The organism is Sphingomonas melonis, from assembly GCF_013409985.1.
GTDB lineage: Bacteria > Pseudomonadota > Alphaproteobacteria > Sphingomonadales > Sphingomonadaceae > Sphingomonas > Sphingomonas melonis_A.
This window is the reverse complement of record NZ_JACCBY010000002.1, coordinates 246,197-271,158: the sequence shown is the minus strand read 5'-3', so window position 1 is coordinate 271,158 and position 24,962 is coordinate 246,197. Positions and strand designations below refer to the sequence as shown.

The following is a 24,962-nucleotide window of genomic DNA, read 5'->3' as shown; positions in this document are numbered from 1 at the left end:
CCGGTCCGACTTGGTCCCTTGTCTACTCACTAACTATACCGAAGCACGTAAAGACAGGGTTTATATGGCGGTAACCCTGTCTCAATCCATCTTTACGCGGGCGGGCCGTGCCGTAAGAACGCCAACTCGTTGTTTTTGGAGAAGGTGGATGCGGGGATGGATCGTGGCCTTGGCGCTCGCGTCGGTGGGGAGCATGGCAATGACCGCTGAGGCGAACGCGCAGAACGGCGCGACTCGGGCGGCGCCGGCCGCGCAGAGCGGCACGCTGACGCTGGCGCGGGTGTTCGGCAGCCCCGATCTGTCGGGGTCGCAGCCGCGCGGCGTGCGGCTGTCGCCGGACGGGACCCTGCTCACCTTCCTGCGCCCGCGTGCCGACGAGAAGGAGCGCACCGACCTGTGGGCGCGCGACACGCGCACCGGCGCCGAGCGGATGCTCGTGGACAGCAAGACGGTCGGCAGCGGTGCCGAGCTGAGCGAGGCGGAGAAGATGCAGCGCGAGCGCGCGCGGATCAGCGGTGCGAAGGGCATCGTCGCCTATGACTTCTCGCCCGACGGCAAGACGATCCTCGTGCCGCTGGACGGCGACCTGTATCTGGCGACGCTCGACGGCCAGGTGCGACGACTGACCCAGACGCCGGGCGGCGAGCTCAACCCCGTCGTGTCGCCGAAGGGCGGCTATGTCAGCTTCGTGCGCGACCAAAATGTGTTCGCGCAGCCGCTTGCCGGTGGCGCCGCGCGCGCGGTGACGCAGGGCGGCGGCGGCACGATCCACTTCGGCGAGGCGGAGTTCGTCGCGCAGGAGGAAATGCACCGCACCACTGGCTATTGGTGGTCGCCCGACGAACGCTTCATCGCGGTGGAGAAATTCGACGAGGCGCCGGTCCATGTCTTCACCCGCGCGTCGATCGGCGCGGCGGGGACCAAGACCTATGAGCAGCGCTATCCTGCGGCGGGTACGCCCAACGTGCTGGTCGAACTGTATGTGATGCGGCCCGACGGCGCGGGGCAGGTCAAGGTCGATCTTGGCAGCGATCCCGACATCTATCTGGCACGGGTCGACTGGACGCCGGACGGCAAGACCCTGCTGGTGCAGCGGCAGAGCCGCGACCAGAAGACGCTCGACATGCTGCGCGTCGATCCCGAGACGGGTAAGGCGAGCGTGCTGTTCACCGAAAAGGCCGGTGCGAAGAGCTGGCTCAACCTGTCCGACGATTACCAGCCGATGAAGGACGGCAGCCTGATCTGGCGCTCCGAGCGCGACGGCTACGGCCACCTCTATCGCTGGACGCCGGGTGGCAAGTGGGCGCAGCTCACCAAGGGGCCGTGGGTGGTCACCGGGCTGGTCGGCGTCGACGAGCAGAAGGGGCGGCTGTATTTCACCGGGCTCAAGGACGACGTGCTCGAACAGCATCTCTATGCGGTGGACATCGCCAAACCGAACGTCCTCGAGCGGCTGACCGAGCGCGGCTGGACCAACAGCGCGACGATGGACAAGGCGGCGAGCCGCTTCATCGTGTCGCGGTCCAATGCCGCGCAGCCGACGCAGGTCTATATGGCCGACACCAGCGGCAAGCGGATCGCGTGGATCAACGAGAACGCGCTGGTCGCGGGCCATCCCTATTTCCCGTTCCTCGCGCAGCATCAGCCGACCAAGTTTGGAACGATCAAGGCTGCCGACGGCACGACGCTCTATTGGGAAATGATCACCCCGCCGCTCGTCGCCGGGAAGAAGTATCCCGTGTTCTTCGAACATTATGGCGGCCCCGGCACCGGCCAGCAGGTGACGCGCGGCTGGCAGGGGGCGCTGCCGCAATATCTGGTCAGCCAGGGCTGGGTCTATTTCAAGATCGACAATCGCGGCTCGTACAATCGCGGCAAGGCGTTCGAGGACCAGATCTATCACGCGATGGGCACGGTCGAGGTCGAGGATCAGCTCGCCGGGGCCAATTATCTCAAAACGCTGCCGTTCGTCGATGGCGGCAGGATCGCCACCTATGGCTGGTCGTATGGCGGCTACATGTCGCTGAAGATGCTCGAGAAGACCCCTGGCGTCTATGCCGCGGCGGTGTCGGGTGCGCCGGTGACCGACTGGCAGCTCTACGACACGCATTATACCGAACGCTATCTCGGCGATCCCGCCAAGGACCCGCAGAGCTATGCCGGATCGGCGGCGGTTGAGGAGGCATCGAAGATCCGCGATCCGCTGCTGCTGATCCACGGCATGGCCGACGACAACGTCTTCCTCGACAATTCGACCAAGGTCGCGGCGCGGATGCAGGCGACCGCGACGCCGTTCGAGATGATGTTCTACCCCGGCTATACCCACCGCGTCGCAGGACCGGGGGTGAGCCAGCACCTCTGGGGAACGATCCTCGAGTTCCTCGACCGGAACGTGAAGAACAAGAAGTAGGGGCGATCAACCCGAGGGCATGAGGATCGCTCGGTGCTGACCGCGCGACCTCACGTCATCCGCAACGTCATGCCGGACGGGTTCCTGCATCCACCGGTCCGCAGGAGCGCCTGACGTTGCTCTCGTGGAACGGTAGACCCCGGAACACGTCCGGGTGGCGGGGTGCGCGGGAGAGGGTCCGAGGCTCTCAGCGGACACGAGCAAGCCAGGGCTGACATGATTTCGTCGTCTCGCCCCGCTACACGCCGCCGATGCGTTTCCTGACCCTGTTCCATCTCTGGCCGTTCCTCGACACGTTGGTCAGCTATGTCACCGCCTTCGTGCTCGGCACGGTGATCGGCGCGGAGCGGCAGTATCGGCAGCGGACCGCGGGGCTGCGCACCAATGCGCTCGTCGCGATCGGCGCGGCGGCGTTCGTCGATCTCGGCCAGCGGCTCGGCGGCGACGTCGAGTCGATCCGCATCATCGCCTATGTCGTCTCGGGCATCGGTTTCCTCGGCGCCGGCGTGATCATGAAGGAGGGGATGAACGTCCGCGGGCTCAACACCGCGGCGACCCTGTGGTGCTCGGCGGCGGTCGGTGCGATCGCGGGATCGGACATGGTCGCCGAGGCGGTGCTGCTCACCGTCGTCGTGCTCGCCGCCAACACGCTGCTGCGGCCGCTGGTCGACGCGATCAACCGCATCCCGCTCGCCGGCCATTCGGTCGAGGCCACCTATACGGTGACGATCACCGTCGATCCGGCGCGGGCGGGGCCGATGGGCGACATGCTCGTCGCGCATCTCGAATCGGCGCAGCTGCCGGTCGGCGAGCTGACGACCGAGCCGCGCGGCGACGATCGGGTCGAAGTGTCGGCGACGCTGGTCAGTACCAACGTGCCCGACACCGAACTCGACGCGCTGGTCGATCACCTCGCCCGGGTGCACGGGATCGCACACGCCACCTGGCAGCTCAGCACGCACGATTAGCAAAGCCGATGGACGTGGCCACGCAACCGTATTAGGCGGCGCTGCAACGCAGCGGAGGATTTCATGGGTTATCGGGTGGTGGTCGCGGGCGCGACGGGCAATGTCGGGCGCGAGATGGTCAACATCCTCGCCGAACGCGAATTCCCGCTCGACGAGATCGCCGTGCTGGCGTCGAGCCGCAGCCAGGGCGAGCAGATCGAATATGGCGACACCGGCAAGATGCTCAAGGTGCAGAATATCGAGCATTTCGATCCCGCCGGCTGGGACATGGCGCTGTTCGCGATCGGCAGCGAGGCGACCAAGGTCTATGCGCCCAAGTTCGCCGCCGCCGGCTGTACGGTGATCGACAATTCGTCGCTCTACCGCATGGACCCCGACGTGCCGCTGATCGTGCCCGAGGTGAATGCCGCGGCGATCGACGGCTACAAGGCAAAGAACATCATCGCCAATCCGAATTGCTCGACCGCGCAGATGGTGGTGGCGTTGAAGCCGCTGCACGACGCCGCGACGATCACCCGCGTCGTCGTCTCGACCTATCAATCGGTGTCGGGTGCCGGCAAGATCGGCATGGACGAGCTGTTCGAGCAGAGCCGCAACATCTTCGTCGGCGATCCCGCCGAGGCGAAGAAGTTCACCAAGCAGATCGCCTTCAACGTCATCCCGCACATCGACAGCTTCCTGGACGACGGGTCGACCAAGGAAGAGTGGAAGATGGTGGTCGAGACCAAGAAGATCCTCGATTCGAAGATCAAGGTCACCGCCACCTGCGTGCGCGTGCCGGTGTTCGTCGGCCATTCCGAATCGGTCAATATCGCGTTCGAGAACGAACTGTCTGCCGAGGACGCCAAGCGCATCCTGCGCGAGGCGCCGGGCGTCATGCTGATCGATAAGCATGAGGACGGCGGCTATATCACGCCGATCGAGGCGGCGGGCGACGACGCCACCTATGTCAGCCGCGTCCGCGAGGACCCGACGATCGAGAACGGCCTCAACCTGTGGTGCGTCAGCGACAATCTGCGCAAGGGCGCGGCGCTCAATGCGGTGCAGATCGCCGAACTGCTCGGCCGGCGGCACCTCAAGAAGGACGGTTGACCGCGTTGGGCCGGTCGATGCGCAGAGGCGTCTCGACCGGCTAAGGGCCGACGGGCCGGCCCGTCAATGCCCGATATAGCGCCCCGGGCGGTGCCACGCGATCAGGATCAGGCTCATCGCGGCGGCGCTGAGCGCCGACCAGCCGAGCTGCGCGGCGGTGATCACGGGCGCGGAGATCGCGAGGATCACCACGTCGATCGCGATCTGCGACCGGCCGGCGTTCCAGTCGCGGGTGCGTTGCAGCCACAAGGTGAGGACGCCGGTGCCGCCGACGCCGGCCTGATGGCGGGCGAGCGCCAAGATGCCCATGCCGATCACCGTGCCGCCGACGATCGCGGCGAAGGCGGGGTGGATGTCGACCACGCGGATCGACACGCGCGCCAGCGACGAAAAGGCGGCGATGCCGATGTTGACGAGCAGCGACTTCACCGCGAACCGCGCGCCCATCACCTTGTGCGCGAAGGCGAAGAAGGGGATGTTGATCAGCGTGAACAGCACGCCGGCCGGCAGCGGCACCTTGTACGAGATCAGCAGCGCAATGCCGGCGACGCCGCCGGTGACGAGGCCGGCGGCCTTCAGGAAAATGAGCCCGACGACGATCAGGATGCACCCGATCAGCAGGGCATAGGCGTCCTCGGCGACGCTGTGCGGTCGGCCGTGGGAGAAGGCAATGTCGCGGGACTGCATCGGACCTCATGCATGATGGGTCAGGCGCCTCTCCCGGGCGATGCCGCTCTCGGGGGCGGCATCGCGGCTATACAGGCTTGGGGTGCGAACGGAAGGCCCGCGGCGTACCTATCCCAGCCGGCGGTGCTTGCCGCCGTAGCGGTGGCCGACATATTCGCCGATCCGCGCCATCTCGCGCGCCGCACCTTGCGTCGCCTCGACGCAGCAGGGCAGCGGATCGCGTTCGGCCTGCGCCGCGCGCATCGCGACGCGATCGGTCAGTTCCTCGATATCGGCGCGGCTGAGCAGGTTCTTCTCGCGCAACAGGCACAACAGGCTCTGGAGGATCACCAGGCTCTCGTCGCCCGCCGGATGCACGCCGCGGGATTGCAGACCATTGTCCATCATCGCTCTCCTTCTTATGCTTTGAAAGGAGAGTATGCCTCTTTGTGTCGGTTGAAAAGGCCGATTTCGACGATTCGGCCCGATTATCCCGCTGCCGCGGACCGGCTGTCGCGGCGGATCGAGGCTGGACATATCGTCACCGGCGACCCACGGACGCGGACGCACTCCCAACGCAGCAGCAGGACCGACGACTCGTGGCCGACTCGCCCACCGAACCGCATTATTTCGAGAGCTTCGACGGCACCCGCATCGCTTGGCGCGAGCTGGGCGCGGGGCGGCCGGCGGTGCTGATCCACGGTTATTTCTCGACGGCCGAGGTCAACTGGCTGAAATATGGCCACGCCGCCAAGCTGGCGGCGCGCGGCTTCCGGGTGATCATGCCCGACCTGCGCGGCCACGGGCTGAGCGACCGGCCGCACGATGTCGCCGCCTATCCGCCCGACGCGCTGATGCGCGACGGCATGGCGCTGATCGCGCATCTCGGGCTGACCGATTACGATCTTGGCGGCTATTCGCTCGGCGGGCGGACGACGATGCGGATGCTGGTCAACGGTGCGACGCCGCGCCGGGCGGTGGTCGCGGGCATGGGGCTCGACGGCATCGTCAGCACCGGGGGGCGTGGCGACTATTTCCGCAAGGTGCTGACCAACCTCGGCAGCTTCGACCGCGGCAGCAACGAGTGGATGACCGAGGCCTTCCTCAAGACGACCAAGGGCGATCCGGTGGCCTTGCTCAACGTGCTGGAGACGTTCGTCGATACGCCCATCGAAGCGGTCGAGGCGATCCAGGTGCCCGTCGCGGTGATCACCGGCGCCGAGGACGACGACAACGGCTCGGGCGCGGCGCTTGCCGATGCCATTCCGCAGGCGGTGTATCGTGAGATCCCGGGGGGGCATATGAGCGCGGTCGCCAAGCTGGAGCTGGGGCAGGCGATCGCCGATTATCTCGCCGGCTGAGCCATGGCTTGACCCGCAGGGGGTGGCTCGCCCATCGTGACGACAATCATATGATCGTCAGGGGCTTTCCTTCCATGCGTCTCGTTTCCACCGCCGCGCTTGCCGCGGCCCTGTTCGTCATGCCCGCCGCCGCGCAGACCGGCACCAAGCCCGGCGCCAAGCCGACTGCGGCGGAGGCAGACGCCTATGTCGCCGCGGTCGAGAAGGAGGCCGCCGAGCTGTCGGTGCCGGCGCAGCAGACCGCCTGGGTCAACGCCACCTATATCACCGACGATACCGATGCGCTCGCCGCCAGGTCGGGCGCCGAGCTGACCGAGAAGGCGGTGCAATGGGCGAAGGGCGCGGCGCGCTTCAACGGCGTCGGCGGCGTGTCGGGCGATACGCGGCGCAAGCTCGACCTGCTCAAGAACGGCGTCGGCCTGCCCGCGCCGACGACGCCGGGTGCCGCCACCGAGCTGGCGACGCTGACCACGCGCATGTCGTCCAACTACGGCAAGGGCAAGGGCACGCTCGACGGCAAGCCGATCAACGGCTCCGATATCGAGGCGGCGATGGGCACCTCGCGCGATCCCGCCAAGCTCAAGGAGATGTGGGTCAGCTGGAACGACCAGGTCGGCGCGCCGATGCGCAAGGACTATACGCGGATGACCGCGATCTCCAACGCCGGCGCCAAGGAGCTGGGCTTCGCCGATGTCGGCGCGATGTGGCGCTCGGGCTATGACATGACGCCCGAACAGTTCGAGCAGCTGACCGACCAGATCTGGAAGGAGGTCGAGCCGCTCTATCTGTCGCTGCACACCTATGTGCGCTGGAAGCTCAACGAGAAGTACGGCGATGCGGTGCAGGCGAAGACGGGCCCGATCCGCAGCGATCTGCTCGGCAATATGTGGGCGCAGGAATGGGGCAATATCTACGACATCGTTGCGCCAAAGGGGGCCGGCGACGTCGGGTATGACACCGGCGAGCTGCTCAAGGCCAAGGGCTATGATCCGGTCAAGATGGTCCGCCAGGGCGAGGCCTTCTATTCGTCGCTCGGCTTCGCGCCCTTGCCCAAGACGTTCTGGGAGCGGTCGCAGATCGTCAAGCCGGCCGACCGCGAGGTGATCTGCCATGCCTCGGCCTGGGACATCGACAATGCCGACGATATCCGGATCAAGATGTGCACCAAGGTGAACGGCGACGATTTCGTCACCATCCACCACGAACTCGGCCACAATTATTACCAGCGCGCGTACAAGAACCAGCCCTACCTCTACAAGAACGGCGCCAACGACGGGTTCCACGAGGCGATCGGCGACACCGTCGCGCTGTCGATCACGCCCGATTATCTGGTGAAGATCGGCCTGCTCGCGCCGGCACAGGTGCCGAGTGCGGACAAGGACATCGGCCTGCTGCTGCGCCAGGCGATGGACAAGGTCGCGTTCCTGCCGTTCGGGCTGCTGGTCGACAAATGGCGCTGGAACGTCTTCTCGGGCAAGATCGGCAGCGGCGACTATCAGAAGGGCTGGGACGCGCTGCGCCTGCAATATCAGGGGATCACGCCGCCGGTGGTGCGCGACGAGACCAAGTTCGACGCGGGCGCCAAATATCACATCCCGGCGACGGTGCCGTACACGCGCTACTTCCTGGCGCGGGTGCTGCAGTTCCAGTTCTACAAGGCGGCGTGCGATCAGGCCGGCTGGAAAGGGCCGCTGCACCGCTGCTCGTTCTACGGCAACACGGCGGTGGGCACGAAGCTCAACGCGATGCTCGCAATGGGCCAGTCGAAGCCGTGGCCCGATGCGTTGCAGGTGATGACCGGCTCGCGGCAGATGTCCGGCAAGGCGCTGGTCGAATATTTCGCCCCGCTGAAGGCGTGGCTCGACCAGCAGAACAAGGGCAAGCCGACCGGCTGGTGAGCTGCGGGTTGCCCCGTCCAGCCGGGACGGGGCTGTCGCATATCGCTGAGGCGATGAGGCTCGATCGGCTTCCTCGTCCTACCCGTCACCCCGGACTTGTTCCGGGGTCCACCGGGCCGCGAGGAGGACGGTGTCGGATCGAGCCTTTCTCCTCGCCGCAGAGTGGACCCCGGAACAAGTCCGGGGTGACGGGGTGTACTTGGACCACGGCGGACCCATGCACCCGCGCAGGTCGTCCGGGCGGGAAGGAAAAGGCGGCGGGCTCGTTGGAGACCATCCACCTTCCTCTCCCTCCACCTCCCGGTTGCCGCCTCGCCGCCCCTCGTGGCGGGCGTAGCAATCAAGCCTCGTCGGGGATCGCGTTCTGGTCGGCAATGCCCGCTTCGAAGGACTTGGATGCGTCGCTGCCGTCGGGCGCGTGGGCCTTCTTGGCATCCTTGGGCGTGCTGCCGCGCAGGGAGAGGAGCGCCGCCGCGGCGACGGCGCCCACGGTCGCGACACCGGCACCGAGCGCGGCGATCCCCCATTTGTTGGCGCTGTCGGCCTGACGCTTCTTGCCGGCCGGCTTCTTGGCGGCGCTGCTGCGCGGGGTGGCGCGCTTGGTCGAGCGCGGCTTGACCGACTTGGCGGCGGAGGCGACGGCGCTTTCCGCCTTGGTGACCGCCGCCTTGGCGCGCCGCGTGGTCTTGGCAGCGGCGTCGGTCACGGCGGTCTCGACCTTCTCCACCGTCGACGGCTCGGCCGGCTTGGCGCGCGGCGCGCGTGGCGCGCGCGGCTTCGCGGGTGCCTTGGCGGCACTGGCGCGGGTGGTGCTGGTCTTGCGCGGCGCGCGGCGGCGCGGGGTTACCGCGGGCGTCTCGGATTTCGGCGTGTCGTCGGTGTCATCGGCCACGGCAGCAACTCCCTGATTGATTCGGAAACGTAACGCACTGCGCGACGTTGGTTTCCAAACCGTGCCATGCCGCCCTCCGCGATCAGCGGAACGGCGGCTCGTCGAAGGCGCGCAGCTTGCGGCTGTGGAGCTTCGCACCCTCCAGCCGGAGCTGTTCGCAGGTCTCGATGCCGATCCGCATATGCTCGCTGATCGCGCGTTCGTAGAAGCGGTTGGCCTGCCCGGGCAGCTTGAGTTCGCCGTGCAGCGGCTTGTCGGACACGCAGAGCAAGGTGCCGTAGGGGACGCGGAAGCGATAGCCCTGTGCCGCGATCGTCGCCGATTCCATGTCGATGCCGACCGCGCGCGACAGCGAGAAGCGCAGCGCCGAGGCGGAATAGCGCAGCTCCCAGTTGCGGTCGTCGGTGGTGACGATCGTGCCGGTGCGCAGCCGGCGCTTGAGCTCCTCGCCCGACTGGCCGCTGACGATCTCCGACGCGCGGGCGAGCGCCTGTTGCACCTCGGCGATCGCCGGAACGGGGATCTCGGGCGGCAAGACGTCGTCGAGGACATGGTCGTCGCGCAGATAGGCATGGGCGAGGACATAGTCGCCGATCCGCTGCGACGGGCGCAGGCCGCCGCAATGGCCGATCATCAACCATGCCTCGGGCCGCATCACCGCGAGATGGTCGCAGATCGTCTTGGCATTGGACGGGCCGACGCCGATGTTGACCAGGGTGATGCCGGTGCGGTCGTCCGCCATCAGGTGATAGGCGGGCATCTGGTGCCGCCGCCACGCGCTGTCGTTGACCAGTTTGTCGACGTCGCCGGGATTGTCGATGACGATATTGCCGGCGCCCGACAGCGCGGTGAAGCGGCTTTCGGGCCCAAGCTGCGACGCGCCCCAGCGGACGAATTCGTCGACGTAGCGATGGTAGTTGGTGAACAAGACGAAGCGCTGCGTGTGCTCGGACGGCGTGCCCATATAATGGCGCAGGCGCGCGAGGCTGAAGTCGGTGCGCAACGCGTCGAACAGCGCCAGCGGTCGCGTGCCGCCATCCGAAATCCACAGGCCGTCGGCGATCTCGTCGCCGATATGGGCAAGCTCGGTGGCGGGGAAATGGCGCGACAATTCCGTCGCGGAGACGGTGTCGAGGCTCAGCGCATGGCCGGGATCGAGCACATAGGGGAAGGGGATCTCCTGACGGCCGGGGACCGCCTCCACCTCTACGTCGTAATCTTCCAGCAGCAGCGTAAGCTGTTCGGTCAGGTAATCGGCGAACAGCGCCGGCTTGGTGACGCTGATCGTATAGTCACCGGGCGAGACGAGTCGGCCGAACGAGCGCAGCGGCGTCGGCCGGTCGCCGACCGTCGCGTAGCGCAGGCGGATGACGGGATAGGCGAAGGAGCCGTCGACCCGGCTCTCGGGCGAGGGCGGCGTGCCGTCGGTCAGATAGGCGTTGAGCGCGGCCTGCAGGCGCTCGACGGAAGCGCGATAGAGCTGGTCGAGGTCGGCGACGATCCGGGATGCGAGTGTCATTACGGATGGTTACGCGGCGGGGGTGACGGTGGCAAGACAGTGGCGGCGCGTACGCCCTGCCGCGTTCGGGGCAGGGCGACTGCACAGGGCTGTGGTGAGGTTCGATCGGCGTCCCCTTCCGACCCGTCACCCCGGACTCGTTCCGGGGTCCACCAAGCCGCAGGAGAACGGTATCGCCTCGGGCGTTTCTCCTGGCCGCAGGGTGGACCCCGGAACAAGTCCGGGGTGACGGTTAGACCTGAAGAGCGCCCACCTACCTCAATCGCCACGTGCAATCGCCCTCCCCACACGGGGGAGGGCAAAGAGTCACATTTCACCCAGCAAATATTCCGCGCTGCTCACCTTGAACTCGCCGGGGGCCTCGACGTGGAGCTGCTTCACGACGCCATCCTCGATCAGCATCGTGTAGCGCTGGCTGCGCTTGCCCATGCCGAACTTGCTGCCGTCCATGGTCAGGCCGACCGCCTCGGCGAAGTCGCCGTTGCCGTCGGCGAGCATCGTGATCCCCTCGGCATTGGCGGACTTGGCCCAGGCGTTCATGACGAAGGGGTCGTTGACCGAGGTGCAGGCGATTTCGTCGACGCCCTTCGCCGCGAGCTCGGCACGCTTCTCGACGAAGCCGGGCAGGTGCTTGGCGGAGCAGGTCGGCGTGAACGCGCCGGGAACCGCGAACAGCACGACGGTGCGGCCGTCGAACAATGCGTTGGTGGTGATCTGGTCGGGGCCATCGGAGGTGACCTTGGTCAGGGTGGCGGCCGGTATCTTGTCGCCGACGGTGATCGTCATCATGGGTCTCCGAAGCTGGAATGCGCATGGCCGCCGGACGGCGCCACAGCGCGGGAAGTCGGACCCGGCCGCACTGATTTCAAGCATGGCGGAACGCGCGGCACGGCTTATGTTCAGCGATGATGCAGTATCGACCCTTCCTTTCCGGCCAGTTCCTGCTCGCGATGCCGGGCATGAGCGACCCAAGCTTCGACCATGCGGTGATCGCCATGTGCGCGCATGACGCCGACGGCGCGATCGGGATCGGCGTCGGCGCGACGATCGACGGGCTGGGCCTGCACGACCTGCTCGACCAGTTCGAGATCCCGCACGGCGTCGCCCCCGATGCGCCGGTCCATTTCGGCGGCCCGGTCGATCCGCGTCGCGGCTTCGTCGTGCATTCGAGCGACTGGAGCGGGCAGGACACGATCGATGTCGCCGGCCGCTGGTCGCTGTCGAGCACCGTCGACGTCTTGCGCGCCATCGCCGAGGGCAGCGGGCCGACGCGCTATCTGGTCGCGCTCGGCTATGCCGGCTGGGGCGACGGACAGCTGGATGGCGAGCTGTCGCGACCGGGCTGGTTCCACGTCGATGGCGATGACGACCTGCTGTTCGCCACGCCCGCCGAGCGGCGGTGGATGGCGGCGTTCGAGAAAGCGGGGATCGACCCGCGGCTGCTGGTCGCCGACGCCGGCACTGCCTGACCGCCAGCGTGCCGACGACATATAAAGATATCTTTATATTTGATCCGGGGGTTGGGAGTCGCTAAGGATGCGGCATCCATCTTCTTCAGGAGCATGCCACGTGGCTACTGCGCTCGCGCCCAATGCTGGGACCGGCTCGACCAACGATTACGTCATCAAGGACATCGGCCTCGCCGATTTCGGCCGCGCCGAGATTCGCATCGCCGAGACCGAGATGCCCGGCCTGATGGCGCTGCGCGACGAGTTCGGCGCAAGCCAGCCGCTCAAGGGCGCGCGCATCACCGGTTCGCTGCACATGACGATTCAGACCGCGGTGCTGATCGAGACGCTGACCGCCCTCGGCGCCGACGTGCGCTGGGCGACCTGCAACATCTTCTCGACGCAGGACCATGCCGCCGCCGCGATCGCCGCGACCGGCGTGCCGGTGTTCGCGGTGAAGGGCGAGAGCCTGGCCGAATATTGGGATTATGTCGGCGACATCTTCTCGTGGGATCGTGATGTCGAGGGCCAGACCGCCAACATCATCCTCGACGACGGCGGCGACGCGACGATGTTCGCGCTGTGGGGCGCGAAGCTCGAGGCCGGCGCGACGCTGCCCGAGCCCGAGAATGAAGAGGAAGTTGAGTTCCAGCGCGCGCTCAAGGCGTTCATCGCCAAGAAGCCGGGCTATCTGACCGAGACGGTCAAGAACCTGAAGGGCGTGTCGGAAGAGACCACGACCGGCGTGCATCGCCTGTACGAGATCGCGAAGAAGGGCGAGCTGCCGTTCCCGGCGATCAACGTCAACGACAGCGTCACCAAGTCGAAGTTCGACAATCTCTACGGATGCAAGGAATCGCTGGTCGACGCGATCCGTCGCGCCACCGACGTGATGCTCGCCGGCAAGGTCGCCTGCGTCGCCGGCTTCGGTGACGTCGGCAAGGGCTCGGCCCAGTCGCTGCGCAACGGCGGCGCCCGCGTGATGGTCACCGAGATCGATCCGATCTGCGCGCTGCAGGCGGCGATGGAGGGCTTCGAGGTCGTGACGATGGACGAGGCGGTCAAGCGCGCCGACATCTTCGTCACCGCGACCGGCAATGCCGACGTCATCACCGCCGATCACATGAAGGCGATGAAGCCGATGTCGATCGTCTGCAACATCGGCCACTTCGACAGCGAGATCCAGATCGCCGCGCTGTCCAACTACAAGTGGAGCGAAGTGAAGCCGGGCACCGACCTGGTCGAATTCCCCGACGGCAAGCAGATCATCGTCCTCGCCAAGGGCCGCCTGGTCAACCTCGGCTGCGCGACCGGCCACCCGTCGTTCGTGATGAGCGCGAGCTTCACCAACCAGACGCTCGCGCAGATCGAGCTGTGGACCGCGGGCGAGAAGTACAAGAACGAAGTGTACGTCCTGCCGAAGCACCTCGACGAGAAGGTCGCGGCGCTCCACCTCGAGAAGCTCGGCGTGCAGCTGTCGAAGCTGTCCGAGAAGCAGGCGAGCTACATCGGCGTGCCGGTCGAGGGGCCGTTCAAGCCGGATCACTATCGCTACTGATCGTCCGCGATCGTGGTGAGGACAAGGGCGGTGCCGCGAGGCGCCGCCCTTTTTCGTTGCCGTCCTGCCCCGCCGGAGGGGCGCACCGTGTTGGCCCGGTTTTGCGCAACGATCGGGGCGCGCATCAACTATCATTGCCGCTACCGTAGGTTGCGTTCTACACTCGGGCCGTCCACGCCGTGCGGAGGACGTGACGAGGGGTAAGCGTTGATCCAGCTTTCGGTGATGGCGGCGGTCCTGTGTGGCGCGGTGCTGGCGGCACTGGTCGTCGGCGGCGGCTTCGCCCTGTTCGTCGGCTGGCGCCTGCGCGGCGAGGCGGCGTCGGTGATCGCGCGCAGCCGCGAGGCGGAGGTGCTGCGCAGCGTGTCGCCGGCGATGGCGATGCTCGTGCGTGCCGACGGCCGGGTCGAGATGCCGCCGCGGCTGGTCGAATGGCTCGGATTGTCGGTCGCGCCGCGCTTCCTGGCCGAACTGGCTGCCGAGGGCGCGGGCCTGCCCGCCGACGAGGCAGAGGCGCTCGCCGCCGATGTGCAGGCGGCGCAGCGGGCGGGGCGCGGCTTCGTGCGGGCGCTGCATCCGGTCGGCTCGGGACGGGCGATCACGATCCGCGGCAGCCGCGCGCCGGGCGAACTGGGCGCGACCGGCGCCGTCGTCATCTGGACGCTCGACGCCACCGACAGCGAGGCGGAGATCACCCATTTGCGCGACCAGGTCGAGCAATTGTCGATCGCGTTCGAGGCGCTGACCGGGCTGATCGAGGCGGCGCCGCTGCCGATGTGGTACCGCAGCGGCGACATGCGGCTGGCGATGGTCAATACCGCCTATGTCCGCGCGGTCGACGGGGCGGATGCCGGCGACGTGATCGGCCGCCAGCTCGAACTGGTTGAGGGCTCGGGCCGCGGCGGCCCGCGCGCGGGCGCGCATGCCGCCCGCGCCTCGGGCGCGCCGCAGCGGGAGGTTCTGCCGGCGACGATCGGCGGCGAGCGGCGCTCGCTCGAAGTCCATGACGTGCCCCTGCCGACCGGCGGCGTGGCGAGCTATGCGGTCGATATCGAGGATCTCGAACAATCGCGGGCCGGCGCCAAGCGCTTCGCCGATGCGCAGCGCGCGCTGCTCGATCGCCTGTCCGCAGGCGTCGCGCAATTCGGCGCCGACCGCGGCCTCGTCTTCTGCAACCAGCCGTTCCGGCGCATGTTCGCGATGCGCGCCGAATGGCTCGCCGACCGGCCCGAGTTCGATCGCGTGCTCGAACGGATGCGCGAGGCAAGCCGCGTACCCGAGGTGCGCGATTTCCCAAGCTGGAAGGCGGAGCGGCGCGGCTGGTTCGTCCCCGGCGAGGCGGCGAGCGAGGAGAATTGGCATCTGCCCGGCGGCACCCACCTGCGCGTCGTCGCCCAGCCGCTCCCCGATGGCGGGCTGCTGACGATCTTCGAGGACCGGACCGAGGAGGTGCAGCTGGCGAGTGCGCGCGACACGCTGCTGCGGGTGCGCACCGCGACCTTCGACAATCTGTTCGAGGCGTTGGCGGTGTTCGCCGCCGACGGCAAATTGCAGTTGTGGAACAACCGGCTGCGCGCCGCCTGGGGGTTCGAGGAGGAATTCCTCACCGGCCATCCGCGCGTCGACGCCTTTGCGGCGGCGGCGGCGTCGAAGCTGGCGACGCCCAATCGCGCGGCGCTGATCCCCGAACTGGTCCGCTCGGCGACGACCGACCGGCAGCAGCGCGGCGGCCGCGTCGCCTTTGCCGACGGCCGGCATTTCGCCTTCGCCGCCGTGCCGCTGCCCGACGGCAACGCGCTGCTGACCATGCTCGACATCACCGACAGCCGTCGCGCGGAGCAGGCGTTGCGCGACCGCGCCAATGCACTGGAGGCGGCGGACCGGGTCAAGACGCAGTTCGTCGCCAACATGAGCTACGAATTGCGCACGCCGCTCACCTCGATCAGCGGGTTCGCCGAGATGCTGCATGCGGGCTATGCCGGCAAGCTGACGCCCGAGGCGGACGGCTATGTCGAGGCGATCCTGCAGTCGGTGGAGCGGCTCGGGCTGCTGATCGACGACGTGCTCGATCTGACGCAGGGCGGCGACGAAGCCGAGATCGAGCGGGTCGACGTCGATCTCGCCGCGACCGCCCGCGCGGCGGCGGAGACGATCCGGCCGGCGGCGAAGCGGCGCAAGCTCGACTTTGCGGTGGAGCTGGCGCGCTCGACCGGGCGGGTGAGCGGCGATCCCAAGCGGCTGAAGGAAGTTGTCGAGCATCTGTTGCGCCACGCCGTCGCCTCGACCCCGGAGGGCGGGCGGATCCTGCTGCACGCCGACGGCAGCGCCACCACTGCACGGATCGTCGTGTCCGACAACGGCTTCGGCATGGATGCGGAGAGTATCGCGCGCGCCTTCGACCGGTTCGGCGAACCCGGCATGCAGCCGACCGGGGAGCGGGCGCTCGGGCTCGGGCTGCCGCTCGCGCGCCAGTTCGTCGAGGCGCACGGCGGGCGGATCGATCTCGTCTCGCAGCCGGGTGAGGGCACGCTGGTGACGGTGGAGTTGCCGCGGCGATGATCGGCCACGACACGCAGGGGCCGCGCGCATGACCGGCATCCGCCTCGCCGATCCCGGCGCCACCGAAGCCTTCGGCGCGTCGCTCGCGCCGCTGGTCCGCGCCGGCGACGTCATCACGCTGTCCGGCGATCTCGGCATGGGCAAGACCAGCATCGCGCGCGGGTTGCTCGCCGCGCTCGGGCTGGCCGGCGAGGCGCCGAGCCCGAGCTTCGCGATCGTCCAGCCCTATGACCCGCCCGATGTCCTGCTGCCGGTGCTGCATGTCGACCTCTACCGGATCGACGACCCGGAGGACCTCGAGGAGCTCGGCCTTGCCGAGGCGCTCGGCGATACCCTGCTGCTCGTCGAATGGCCCGAGCGCGCGCCGGGCTATTGGCCGCACGCGCTGGCGCTCACGCTGGCACCCGCCCCGGACGGCGGACGTATCTTGACAGCCGACGTGCCGGCGTCTTGGAAGCCGCGATGGCCGATATGACCCCGCCCGCCGGTGCGCCGGCGTTCCTCGCAACGCATGGCTGGACCGGTGAGATTTCCCCCGTTGCCGGCGATGCCTCGTTCCGCCGCTATTTCCGCGTCGCCAGCAACGGGCGCAGCGCGATCCTGATGGACGCGCCGCCGCCGCACGAGGACCCGCGACCCTTCATCCATATCGCGCAATGGCTGGCCGATCACGGCTTCGCCGCGCCGGCGATCCACGCCGCCGACCTGACGCAGGGCCTCGTGCTGCTGGAGGATTTCGGCGACGTCCGGCTGCGCGAGACCGCGGATGCCGGCGAGGCGGCGGCGATGCCGCATTATGCCGCGGCGATCGACCTGCTCGTGGCCTTGCGCGCGCATCCCGCCGGCGACCTGCCGCCCTATGATCGCGCGGTGCTGCATCGCGAGGCGGGGCTGTTCGTCGACTGGTATTGCCCCGCGGTCGGCCTCACCGTCGACGAGCCGGGGTATCGCGCCGCCTGGGATGCGGTGTTCGATCATGCGGTGACGGAGACGCCGGTCACCGTGCTGCGCGACTATCATGCCGAGAATCTGATGCTGGTCGGCGCGGAGCGGCGGCTCGGGCTGCTCGACTTCCAGGACGCGCTCGCCGGCCATCCCGCCTATGACCTCGTCTCGCTGTTGCAGGATGCGCGGCGCGACGTCGATCCGTCGCTGGAGGCGGCGATGCTGGCGCGCTATCGTGCCGCGACGGGTGTGGGGGACGATTTCATGGCGGCCTATCACGTGCTCGGCGCGCAGCGGAACGCCAAGATCATCGGCATCTTCACCCGGCTCTGGAAGCGCGATGGCAAGCCACGCTATGCGGCCTTGTGCCCGCGCGTCTGGAGCTATCTGGAGCGCGACCTGGCGCAGCCGGTGCTCGCGCCGGTGGCGCGCTGGTTCGAGGACAACGTCCCGCCCGAACTGCGCGGCGATCCGGCGGCGCTGAGCGCATGACGCGACAGCGGACCCTGCGCCCCGACCCCGGCGCAACCGTACCGGCAACGGCGATGGTGATGGCGGCGGGCCTCGGCAAGCGGATGCGGCCACTCACCGCGACGCGGCCCAAGCCGCTGGTCGAAGTCGCGGGCAAGCCGCTGATCGACCACGTCTTCGATCGCCTGATCGTCGCCGGGGTTCGCCGGGCGGTGGTCAACGTCCACTATCTCGCCGACACGCTCGAGGCGCATGTCACCAACCGCAACGACGGGCTCGAGGTGGTGATCAGCGACGAGCGCGCGCAATTGATGGAGACCGGCGGCGGGCTGGTGCAGGCGCGCGCGCTGCTCGGCGACGAACCGGTGCTGGTGATCAACAGCGACAATCTGTGGCTCGACGGGCCGGTTGATGCGCTGAAGCTGCTCGCGTCGCGCTGGGACGATGCGGCGATGGACGCGCTGCTGCTGGTCGTGCCCTATGCGCGCGCCAACAATCATCAGGGCCAGGGCGATTTCCGCGTCGGCGCCGATGGCCGGATCATCGCGCGGCGCAAGGCGGGGACGGTCGCGCCCTTCGTCTACACCGGCATCCAGATCCTCCACCCGCGCATCATCCGCGACTGGCCGGACGGGCCGTTCTCCACCAACCTCTTCTGGAATCGCGCGATCGAGGCGGGCCGCGCCTATGCGCAGGTGCATCAGGGCCTCTGGTTCGATGTCGGCACCCCGGCGGCGATCCCAAAGACGGAAGCGCTGATCGCCAATGGCTGAGGCGCGCACGCCGCACCTCTATTCGATCCCGTCGCACAAGGCGTTCGCCGACACGCTGGTCGCCGGATTGATGCGGCGGACCGGGGGCGACGCGATGGCGCTCGCCCGCGGGCTGGTGCTGCTGCCCAACAATCGCGCGGTGCGCGCGGTGACGAGCGCCTTCGTCCGGGCGAGCGGCGGCGGGCTGTTGCTGCCGCGGCTGGTGACGCTGGGCAGTCCCGATCTCGGCGAGGCGGTCGGCGCTGCGCTCGATCCGGCGGATGAGGGCGCGCCGCCGCCGCCCGCGGTGGCGCCGATGCAACGGCGGATGATCCTCGCGCGGCTGGTGTTCGAGGAGCGCGCCCGCGCCGGTGCGGCGATCGACGCGGCGGAGGCGGTGCGGCTGGCCGGCGAGCTCTGCCATACGCTCGACCAGTTGCTGGTCGAGGAGGTGCCGCCGACCGCGCTGCGCGACATCGATCTCGCGCCGGAACTGACCGAACATTGGCAGCGCGCGCTGTCGACCTTCACGATCGTGCTCGAACGCTGGCCGGAGGAGCTGGCGCGGCTCGGGCGGATCGATGCGGCGACGCGGCGGCGGATGCTGCTCGACCGCGTCGCCGAACGCTGGCGGCAGCAGCCGCCGCTGGGCTTCGTCTGCGCGGCGGGCGTGACCGATCCGGCGCCGGCGGTGGCGCGGCTGTTGCGCTGCGTCGCCGAGGCGCCACAGGGCATGACGGTGTTCGCAGGGCTCGACCTCGCGATGCCGCAGGAGGAATGGGACGCGCTCGGCCCGCATCAGCCCGATCCCGTTACCGGCCGCATCCGCCGCTCGCTGGAGACGCATCCGCAATTCCATCTCAAGCTGATGCTGGAGCGGATGAGTGTCGGCCGCGGCGAGGTAACCAATTGGCCCGGCACCGCGGGGCCGGATGCCGGCGCGGTGCGCGGGCGGGCGATCGCCAATGCGCTCGCGCCGGCGGCCTTTACCGGCAAATGGACCGAGCTGAAGGCGGAGGACCGGCGGCTGACCGGCGTCGCGGCGGCCGAGCTGGCGACGCCGGCCGAGGAGGCGCAGACGATCGCGCTCGCGCTGCGCGGCGCGCTGGAGGAAGAGGGGCGAACCGCGGCCCTGGTCACGCCCGACCGTGCGCTGGCGCGGCGGGTGGCGGTGCATCTGCGCCGCTGGGGGATCGAGGCGAACGATTCGGCCGGGCGGCCCTTGTCCATTCTTCCGCCGGGCACGCTGCTGCTCGCGCTCGCCGAGGCGGCGGCGCAACGCTTCGCGCCGATGGCGCTGCTCGCGCTGCTCAAACATCCGCTGGTGCGCAACGTGCCCGGCGACCGCGCCATCCGCGGCGCGTGGCTCGATGGCGTGCGCGGGCTCGACCGGGGCCTGCGCGGGCCGCGGCCGGCGGCGGGGCTCGACGGGATCATGGGGCATCTGCTCGGCAACAAGCGCGATCGCGCGGCGGCTTGGTTCGCCGAGCCGGTCGGGTTGCTCAAGCCGATCGAGCTGGTCTTCGAACAGGGTATGCAGCCGCTGCCGGCGCTGCTCGCGGTGCTGCGCGAGACGGCGCAGGCGTTGTGCGGCGACGATCTCTGGTCGGGGCCGGCGGGGCGGGCGGCGGCCGAGTTCCTCGACGCGCTCGAAGCCGATGCGGCCGCCGGGCCGCCGCGGATCGCGCCCGACGGGCTCGCGCCGCTGCTGCGCGGGTTGCTCGATGAGGTCGCGGTGCGGCCGGGGTCGGGCGTCGGCCATCCGCGTATCGCCATCTACGGCCTGATCGAGGCGCGGTTGCAGACCGCCGACCTGATGGTGCTCGGCGGGCTCAACGAGGGCGTGTGGCCGGGGCGGCCCGCTCCCGATCCGTGGCTGGCCCCACGCATCCGTGCGACGCTTGGGCTGCCCGGACTGGAGCGCGCGGTCGGCGTCGCGGCGCATGAATTCGGCCAGGCGCTCGGCGCGCCGCAGGCGATCGTGACGCGGGCGCGCCGCGATGCCGCCTCGCCGGCGCTGGCGTCGCGATTGTGGCTGCGCTTGCAGGCGATGGCGGGCGAGCGCTTCGTCCGCGCGCATGACCTCGAACGCTGGGCGCATGCGCTCGACGATCCGCGCGAGCATCTGCCCGCCGACCGGCCGGCACCGCTGCCCGACCCGTCGCGCCGCCCCAAGGCGATCTCGGTGACCGAGATCGACCGGCTCAAGGCCGATCCCTACGCCTTCTACGCGCGGCGCGTGCTCGGGCTGATGCCGCTCGACCCGGTCGATGCCGATCCGAGCGCGGCGTGGCGCGGCACCGCGGTGCACGACATCCTCGAACATTGGTGGAAGCTCGACCGCTGCGCCCCCGACGCGCTGCTGCCGCGCGCCACCGCGATGCTCGACGACGAGCGGACGCACCCGATGATGCGCGCGTTGTGGCGGCCGCGGCTGGTCGAGGCGATCGACTGGATCGCCAGGACCGTCGCCGCACAGGATGCCGAGGGCCGCACGGTCGCCTCGGCGGAGGGGCAGGGGCATATCGAGGTGGCGGGGGTGAAGCTCTCCGGCCGCTACGACCGCGTCGATCGCCTGCCCGACGGCAGTCTCGCGATCGTCGATTACAAGACCGGCAAGCCGCCATCGGCCGCCGCGGTCCGTGCCGGCTACAGCCTGCAGCTCGGGCTGCTCGGCGCGATCGCCGAGCGCGGCGGTTTCCCGGACGTTGCGGGGCGCGCGGGCGGCTTCGAATATTGGTCGCTCGGCAAGAAGCGCGACCAGTTCGGCTATATCGAAACTCCGGTCGATGCCGAGGGCAAGCGCGACAAGATCGTCACCACCGATTTCACCACGATCGCGATGAGCAATTTCATCGAGGCGGCGGGCCATTGGCTGACCGGCAGCGCGCCGTTCACCGCCAAGTTGGTGCCGGAATATGCACCCTATGCCGAATATGACCAACTGATGCGCCGGGACGAATGGTATGGCCGGGACTGAACTCGCCACCCTGCCGCGGCTGAAGGGGGCGCAGGCGGCGGCGAGCGATCCGCACGCGCACGTCTGGCTGTCCGCCTCCGCCGGCACCGGCAAGACGCAGGTGCTCGCCGCGCGCGTGTTCCGGCTGCTGCTCAAGGGCACCGAGCCTGCCGCGATCCTGTGCCTGACCTTCACCAAGGCGGGCGCGGCGGAGATGGCGCAGCGGATCAGCAACCGGCTCGCCGCCTGGGTGCGGATGCCGGGGCCGCAGCTCGCCGCCGATCTCGAGGCGCTCGGCGAGCGTGCGACGCCCGAGTTGCAGGCGCGCGCGCGCACGTTGTTCGCCGGGGTGCTCGACGCGCCGGGCGGCGGCCTGCGCATCCAGACGATCCACGGCTTCTGCCAGAGCCTGCTCGCCGCCTTCCCGGTCGAGGCCGGGCTGACCCCCGGCTTCCGCCCGCTCGAGGCGCGCGAGGAGGCGGTGCTGGCCCGCGAGACGCTGGCGACGCTGCTGGTCGAGGCGGAGCGCGACGGCCGCGTCCGTCCGATCGAGACGATCGGCGCGCTGTCGCTGCGCCTCGGCGAGGGCGGGGCGGAGAGCTTCCTGCTCGCCTGCGCGCGCGCGCTGATCGCGCTGGAGGCGCTGCCGAGCGGCATCCAGCCGTGGCTGCGCCGGGCGCTCGACCTGCCGCAGGGCGATATCGGCGAGGCGCTGGCGTCGGGGTGCGACGCGATCGACGTCGACCTCATCGAGCGGCTGGCGGCGGCGAACAAGGCGTGGGGCGCGGCGACGGGCCTCGGCCATGCCGAGACGCTCGACCGCTGGCTCGCCGCGGCGCCCGAGGCACGCGCGGCGACCTTGCAGGAGCTGGCCGGCGTCGTGCTGACCGGCAAGAACGAGCCGCGCAAGGCGTCGAAGAAGCTGGTCGATGCCGACCCCGACTATCCCGAACTCGCCGCCGCGCTCGGTGACCATTGCCTCGACCTGCTGTCGCTGACGCAACGCGCGGCCTATGCCGATCTGCTCGCCGATGCGCTCGACATCGGGCGCGATTATGCGCGCGCCTATGCCGCGGCGAAGCGGCGCAGCGGTGCGGTCGATTTCGACGATCTGATCGGCGTGACGGTGCGCCTGCTCGAACAGCCCGGCGTCGGCGAATGGGTGCGCTACAAGCTCGACCAGGCGACCGAGCATGTGCTGATCGACGAGGCGCAGGATACCAACCTCAACCAATGGCGGATCGTCACCGCGCTGGCCGGCGAGTTCTTCGTCGGCCGCGGCGTCCATGCACCGTCGACGCGGACGCTGTTCACCGTCGGTGACTTCAAACAGGCGATCTTCGGCTTCCAGGGCACCGATCCGATCAACTTCCGCTGGGCGGAGGGCCATTTCGCCACCCGCGCCGCCGAGGTCGAGGGCAAGGAGGATTGGCCCGAATCCGAACGCGGCCTGCCGTTCCAGCGCCTGTCGCTGACCCATTCCTTCCGCTCGACGCGGCCGATCCTCGAATTCGTCGATGCCGCGGTCGCGGCGGCGGGCGAGCCGGGCCTCGGCGCGATCGGCGCGCTGGAGGATCATGCCAGCGAGGTGCCCGGCCCCGGCACGGTCGAGCTATGGCCGCCGGTAATCGCCGGTGGCAGCGACGAGGACGAGGAAGCGTGGATCGACGACGCCGTCCGCGAACAGGCGGTGCGGATCGCGCGCGCGGTGCGCGACTGGATCGATGGCGGCCTGATGCTGGAGAGCAAGGGCCGGCCGCTGCGGCCCGAGGATGTGATGATCCTCGTCAAGCGCCGCGGCGATCTCGCCTCGCTGATCGTCGCGCGCCTCTATGCCGAGGGCGTGCCGGTCGCCGGCGTCGACCGGTTGCGGCTCAACGCGCCGCTGGCCGTGCAGGATCTGCTCGCCGCGGTCCGCTTCGCGCTGCAGCCGGAGGACGACCTGTCGCTGGCGTCGCTGCTGGTGTCACCGCTGATCGGCTGGACGCAGGACGAATTGATGCACGCCGCGCCGCGCGATCACGGCAGCCTGTGGCGGCATCTGACGCTCACCCAGTCCGAGGAGCGGCTGGCGCCGCTGCGCTCGATGCTGCTGCGCGCCGATATCGCCACGCCCTATCAGTTCCTCGAAGAGCTGTTGTCCGGCCCGCTCGACGGACGGCGCAAGCTGCTCCGCCGGCTCGGCGCCGAGGCGCGCGATCCGATCGAGGAATTGCTCAACGCCGCGCTGGCCTTCGAGACGACCTCGACGCCGTCCATGCAGCGCTTCCTCGACTGGTTCGATCGTGGCGACGTCGAGATCGTCCGCGACCCCTCCGCGCCGCTCGACGCGGTGCGGGTGATGACCGCGCACGGCGCCAAGGGGTTGCAGGCGCCGCTGGTGATCCTCGCCGATGCGACGGTCGATCCGACCGCCGCACCGCGCGCGCTGGTGCGCTGGTCGCCCGAGCCCGGCGCGCAGCCGATCCCGATCTTCCGCCCGCGCTCCGCCGAGCGTGGCGGCCCGCTCGACGTGGCGATCGGCGAGGTCGAGCGGCGCGAGCTGGAGGAACATTGGCGGCTGTTCTACGTCGCCGCGACGCGGGCCGAGGAACGGCTGGTGATCGGCGGCGCGCTCGGCCCCCGTGCCAAGGGTGAGCCGCCGGTAGCGAGCTGGTATGCCGCCGCCTCGCGCGCCTTCGATGCGCTCGGCGTCGCAGGGGAGGGGCCGCGCGTCTTCACCGGCCGGATCGCACAGCCGCCGGTCAAGCCGCGCGCCCCCGCCAAGGCGGAGCGGATCGAGGCGGTGGTGCTGCCCGACTGGGCACAGCGGCCCGCGCCGATCGAAAGCCGTCCGTCGCGACCGCTCGCGCCTTCGGCAGTCGGAGAGGATGAGGTCAGCGATCCGCCGCCCGGTCCGGCGATGCGCGCCGCTGCCGAGCGCGGCCGGCTGTTCCACGCGTTGTTCGAGCGTCTGCCCGCGGTCGCGCCCGCAGACCGGGCGGCGAGCGCAGAGCGCTGGCTGGCGACCGCGGGCGGCGTCGCCGATCCGGCGGTGCGCGCCGGGATCGTGACCGGGGTGCTCGCGGTGTTGAACGATGCGCGCTTCGCCGATCTGTTCGGCGGCGACGCGCTGACCGAGGCGCCGATCGCCGCGACGCTCGCCAACGGCCTCGTCGTCTCGGGCACGGTCGACCGGTTGCTGATCGCGCCCGACCATATCCGCGTGGTCGATTTCAAGACCGGACGGCGCGTACCGGACGATGTCGGCGACATCCCGCCCTATCATCTCGACCAGATGGCGGCCTATGCCGCGGCGCTGGCGACGATCTTTCCCGAGCGGCGGATCGAGGCGGCGCTGCTCTACACCGGCGGCCCCCGGCTGTTCGTGCTCGACCCCATATTGCTCGACGCGCACAAGCCGCGCTTTCGGCCGCGGGAGCAAAGCTAGGCCACTGGCGGTTGAGCCGGGGTCCGCGCCATCC

The 24,962-nt window shown here is 69.2% G+C and carries 18 protein-coding genes; 13 read left to right on the top strand and 5 right to left on the bottom strand.

Features of this window, described 5'->3' with window-relative positions:
• Positions 1–193 precede the first annotated feature (193 nt).
• The 3 genes from HD841_RS07885 (at position 194) to HD841_RS07875 (ending at position 4,470) form a co-directional block, all read left to right on the top strand.
• Complete coding sequence (locus HD841_RS07885) at positions 194–2,410, top strand: S9 family peptidase (RefSeq protein WP_373562963.1); 2,217 nt, start codon at positions 194–196, stop codon at positions 2,408–2,410.
• A gap of 251 nt (positions 2,411–2,661) precedes the next feature.
• The gene (locus HD841_RS07880) at positions 2,662–3,378 is read left to right on the top strand and encodes an MgtC/SapB family protein (RefSeq protein ID WP_179508345.1); all 717 of its coding nucleotides are present in this window, start codon (positions 2,662–2,664) and stop codon (positions 3,376–3,378) included.
• Positions 3,379–3,441: 63 nt separating this feature from the next.
• Positions 3,442–4,470 (top strand): aspartate-semialdehyde dehydrogenase, encoded by a 1,029-nt coding sequence (locus tag HD841_RS07875; RefSeq protein ID WP_179508344.1) that lies wholly within the window; start codon positions 3,442–3,444, stop codon positions 4,468–4,470.
• A gap of 63 nt (positions 4,471–4,533) precedes the next feature.
• Here the strand turns inward: HD841_RS07875 and HD841_RS07870 are convergent, their stop codons facing one another.
• Positions 4,534–5,157: a YitT family protein gene (locus HD841_RS07870; protein ID WP_179508343.1), complete on the bottom strand. Its 624-nt coding sequence runs from the start codon at positions 5,155–5,157 to the stop codon at positions 4,534–4,536.
• 108 nt (positions 5,158–5,265) lie between these two features.
• Positions 5,266–5,544: a hypothetical protein gene (locus HD841_RS07865; protein ID WP_179508342.1), complete on the bottom strand. Its 279-nt coding sequence runs from the start codon at positions 5,542–5,544 to the stop codon at positions 5,266–5,268.
• A 191-nt stretch (positions 5,545–5,735) separates the two neighbouring features.
• Here HD841_RS07865 and HD841_RS07860 point away from each other — a divergent pair, with 191 nt between their 5' ends.
• Entirely contained in the window at positions 5,736–6,497 is a 762-nt protein-coding gene (locus HD841_RS07860; protein WP_179508341.1) for an alpha/beta fold hydrolase, read from the top strand.
• A 74-nt stretch (positions 6,498–6,571) separates the two neighbouring features.
• Positions 6,572–8,395: a M2 family metallopeptidase gene (locus tag HD841_RS07855; protein WP_179508340.1), complete on the top strand. Its 1,824-nt coding sequence runs from the start codon at positions 6,572–6,574 to the stop codon at positions 8,393–8,395.
• A gap of 340 nt (positions 8,396–8,735) precedes the next feature.
• Here the strand turns inward: HD841_RS07855 and HD841_RS07850 are convergent, their stop codons facing one another.
• The 3 genes from HD841_RS07850 to HD841_RS07840 form a co-directional block, all read right to left on the bottom strand.
• Entirely contained in the window at positions 8,736–9,287 is a 552-nt protein-coding gene (locus tag HD841_RS07850) for a hypothetical protein (protein WP_179508339.1), read from the bottom strand.
• Positions 9,288–9,369: 82 nt separating this feature from the next.
• Positions 9,370–10,806 (bottom strand): AMP nucleosidase, encoded by a 1,437-nt coding sequence (locus HD841_RS07845; protein WP_179508338.1) that lies wholly within the window; start codon positions 10,804–10,806, stop codon positions 9,370–9,372.
• A gap of 306 nt (positions 10,807–11,112) precedes the next feature.
• Positions 11,113–11,592 carry a peroxiredoxin gene (locus HD841_RS07840; protein ID WP_179508337.1) on the bottom strand — a complete coding sequence of 160 codons (480 nt, stop codon included), beginning with the start codon at positions 11,590–11,592 and terminating at the stop codon, positions 11,113–11,115.
• A gap of 122 nt (positions 11,593–11,714) precedes the next feature.
• Here HD841_RS07840 and HD841_RS07835 point away from each other — a divergent pair, with 122 nt between their 5' ends.
• From HD841_RS07835 to addA, 8 genes are all read left to right on the top strand, one after another.
• The gene (locus HD841_RS07835) at positions 11,715–12,275 is read left to right on the top strand and encodes a YqgE/AlgH family protein (protein ID WP_179508336.1); all 561 of its coding nucleotides are present in this window, start codon (positions 11,715–11,717) and stop codon (positions 12,273–12,275) included.
• Between the two features lie 100 nt (positions 12,276–12,375).
• Positions 12,376–13,812 carry an adenosylhomocysteinase gene (gene ahcY, locus HD841_RS07830; protein ID WP_179508335.1) on the top strand — a complete coding sequence of 479 codons (1,437 nt, stop codon included), beginning with the start codon at positions 12,376–12,378 and terminating at the stop codon, positions 13,810–13,812.
• A 207-nt stretch (positions 13,813–14,019) separates the two neighbouring features.
• Positions 14,020–16,371: a sensor histidine kinase gene (locus HD841_RS07825; RefSeq protein WP_257015351.1), complete on the top strand. Its 2,352-nt coding sequence runs from the start codon at positions 14,020–14,022 to the stop codon at positions 16,369–16,371.
• A 28-nt stretch (positions 16,372–16,399) separates the two neighbouring features.
• A complete protein-coding gene (gene tsaE / locus HD841_RS07820) occupies positions 16,400–16,846 on the top strand; it encodes a tRNA (adenosine(37)-N6)-threonylcarbamoyltransferase complex ATPase subunit type 1 TsaE (protein WP_179508334.1) in 447 nt (148 codons plus the stop codon).
• Entirely contained in the window at positions 16,843–17,808 is a 966-nt protein-coding gene (locus tag HD841_RS07815; RefSeq protein ID WP_179508811.1) for an aminoglycoside phosphotransferase family protein, read from the top strand. Before tsaE ends, HD841_RS07815 begins: the two co-directional genes overlap by 4 nt.
• Positions 17,805–18,560, top strand: a complete 756-nt coding sequence (locus HD841_RS07810) for a nucleotidyltransferase family protein (protein WP_179508333.1) — start codon at positions 17,805–17,807, stop codon at positions 18,558–18,560. The genes HD841_RS07815 and HD841_RS07810 overlap by 4 nt, the downstream gene beginning before the upstream one ends.
• Positions 18,553–21,519, top strand: coding sequence for a double-strand break repair protein AddB (gene addB, locus HD841_RS07805; RefSeq protein WP_179508332.1), 2,967 nt, complete (start codon positions 18,553–18,555; stop codon positions 21,517–21,519). The genes HD841_RS07810 and addB overlap by 8 nt, the downstream gene beginning before the upstream one ends.
• Positions 21,506–24,928, top strand: coding sequence for a double-strand break repair helicase AddA (gene addA / locus HD841_RS07800; protein WP_179508331.1), 3,423 nt, complete (start codon positions 21,506–21,508; stop codon positions 24,926–24,928). The genes addB and addA overlap by 14 nt, the downstream gene beginning before the upstream one ends.
• Positions 24,929–24,962 lie beyond the last annotated feature (34 nt).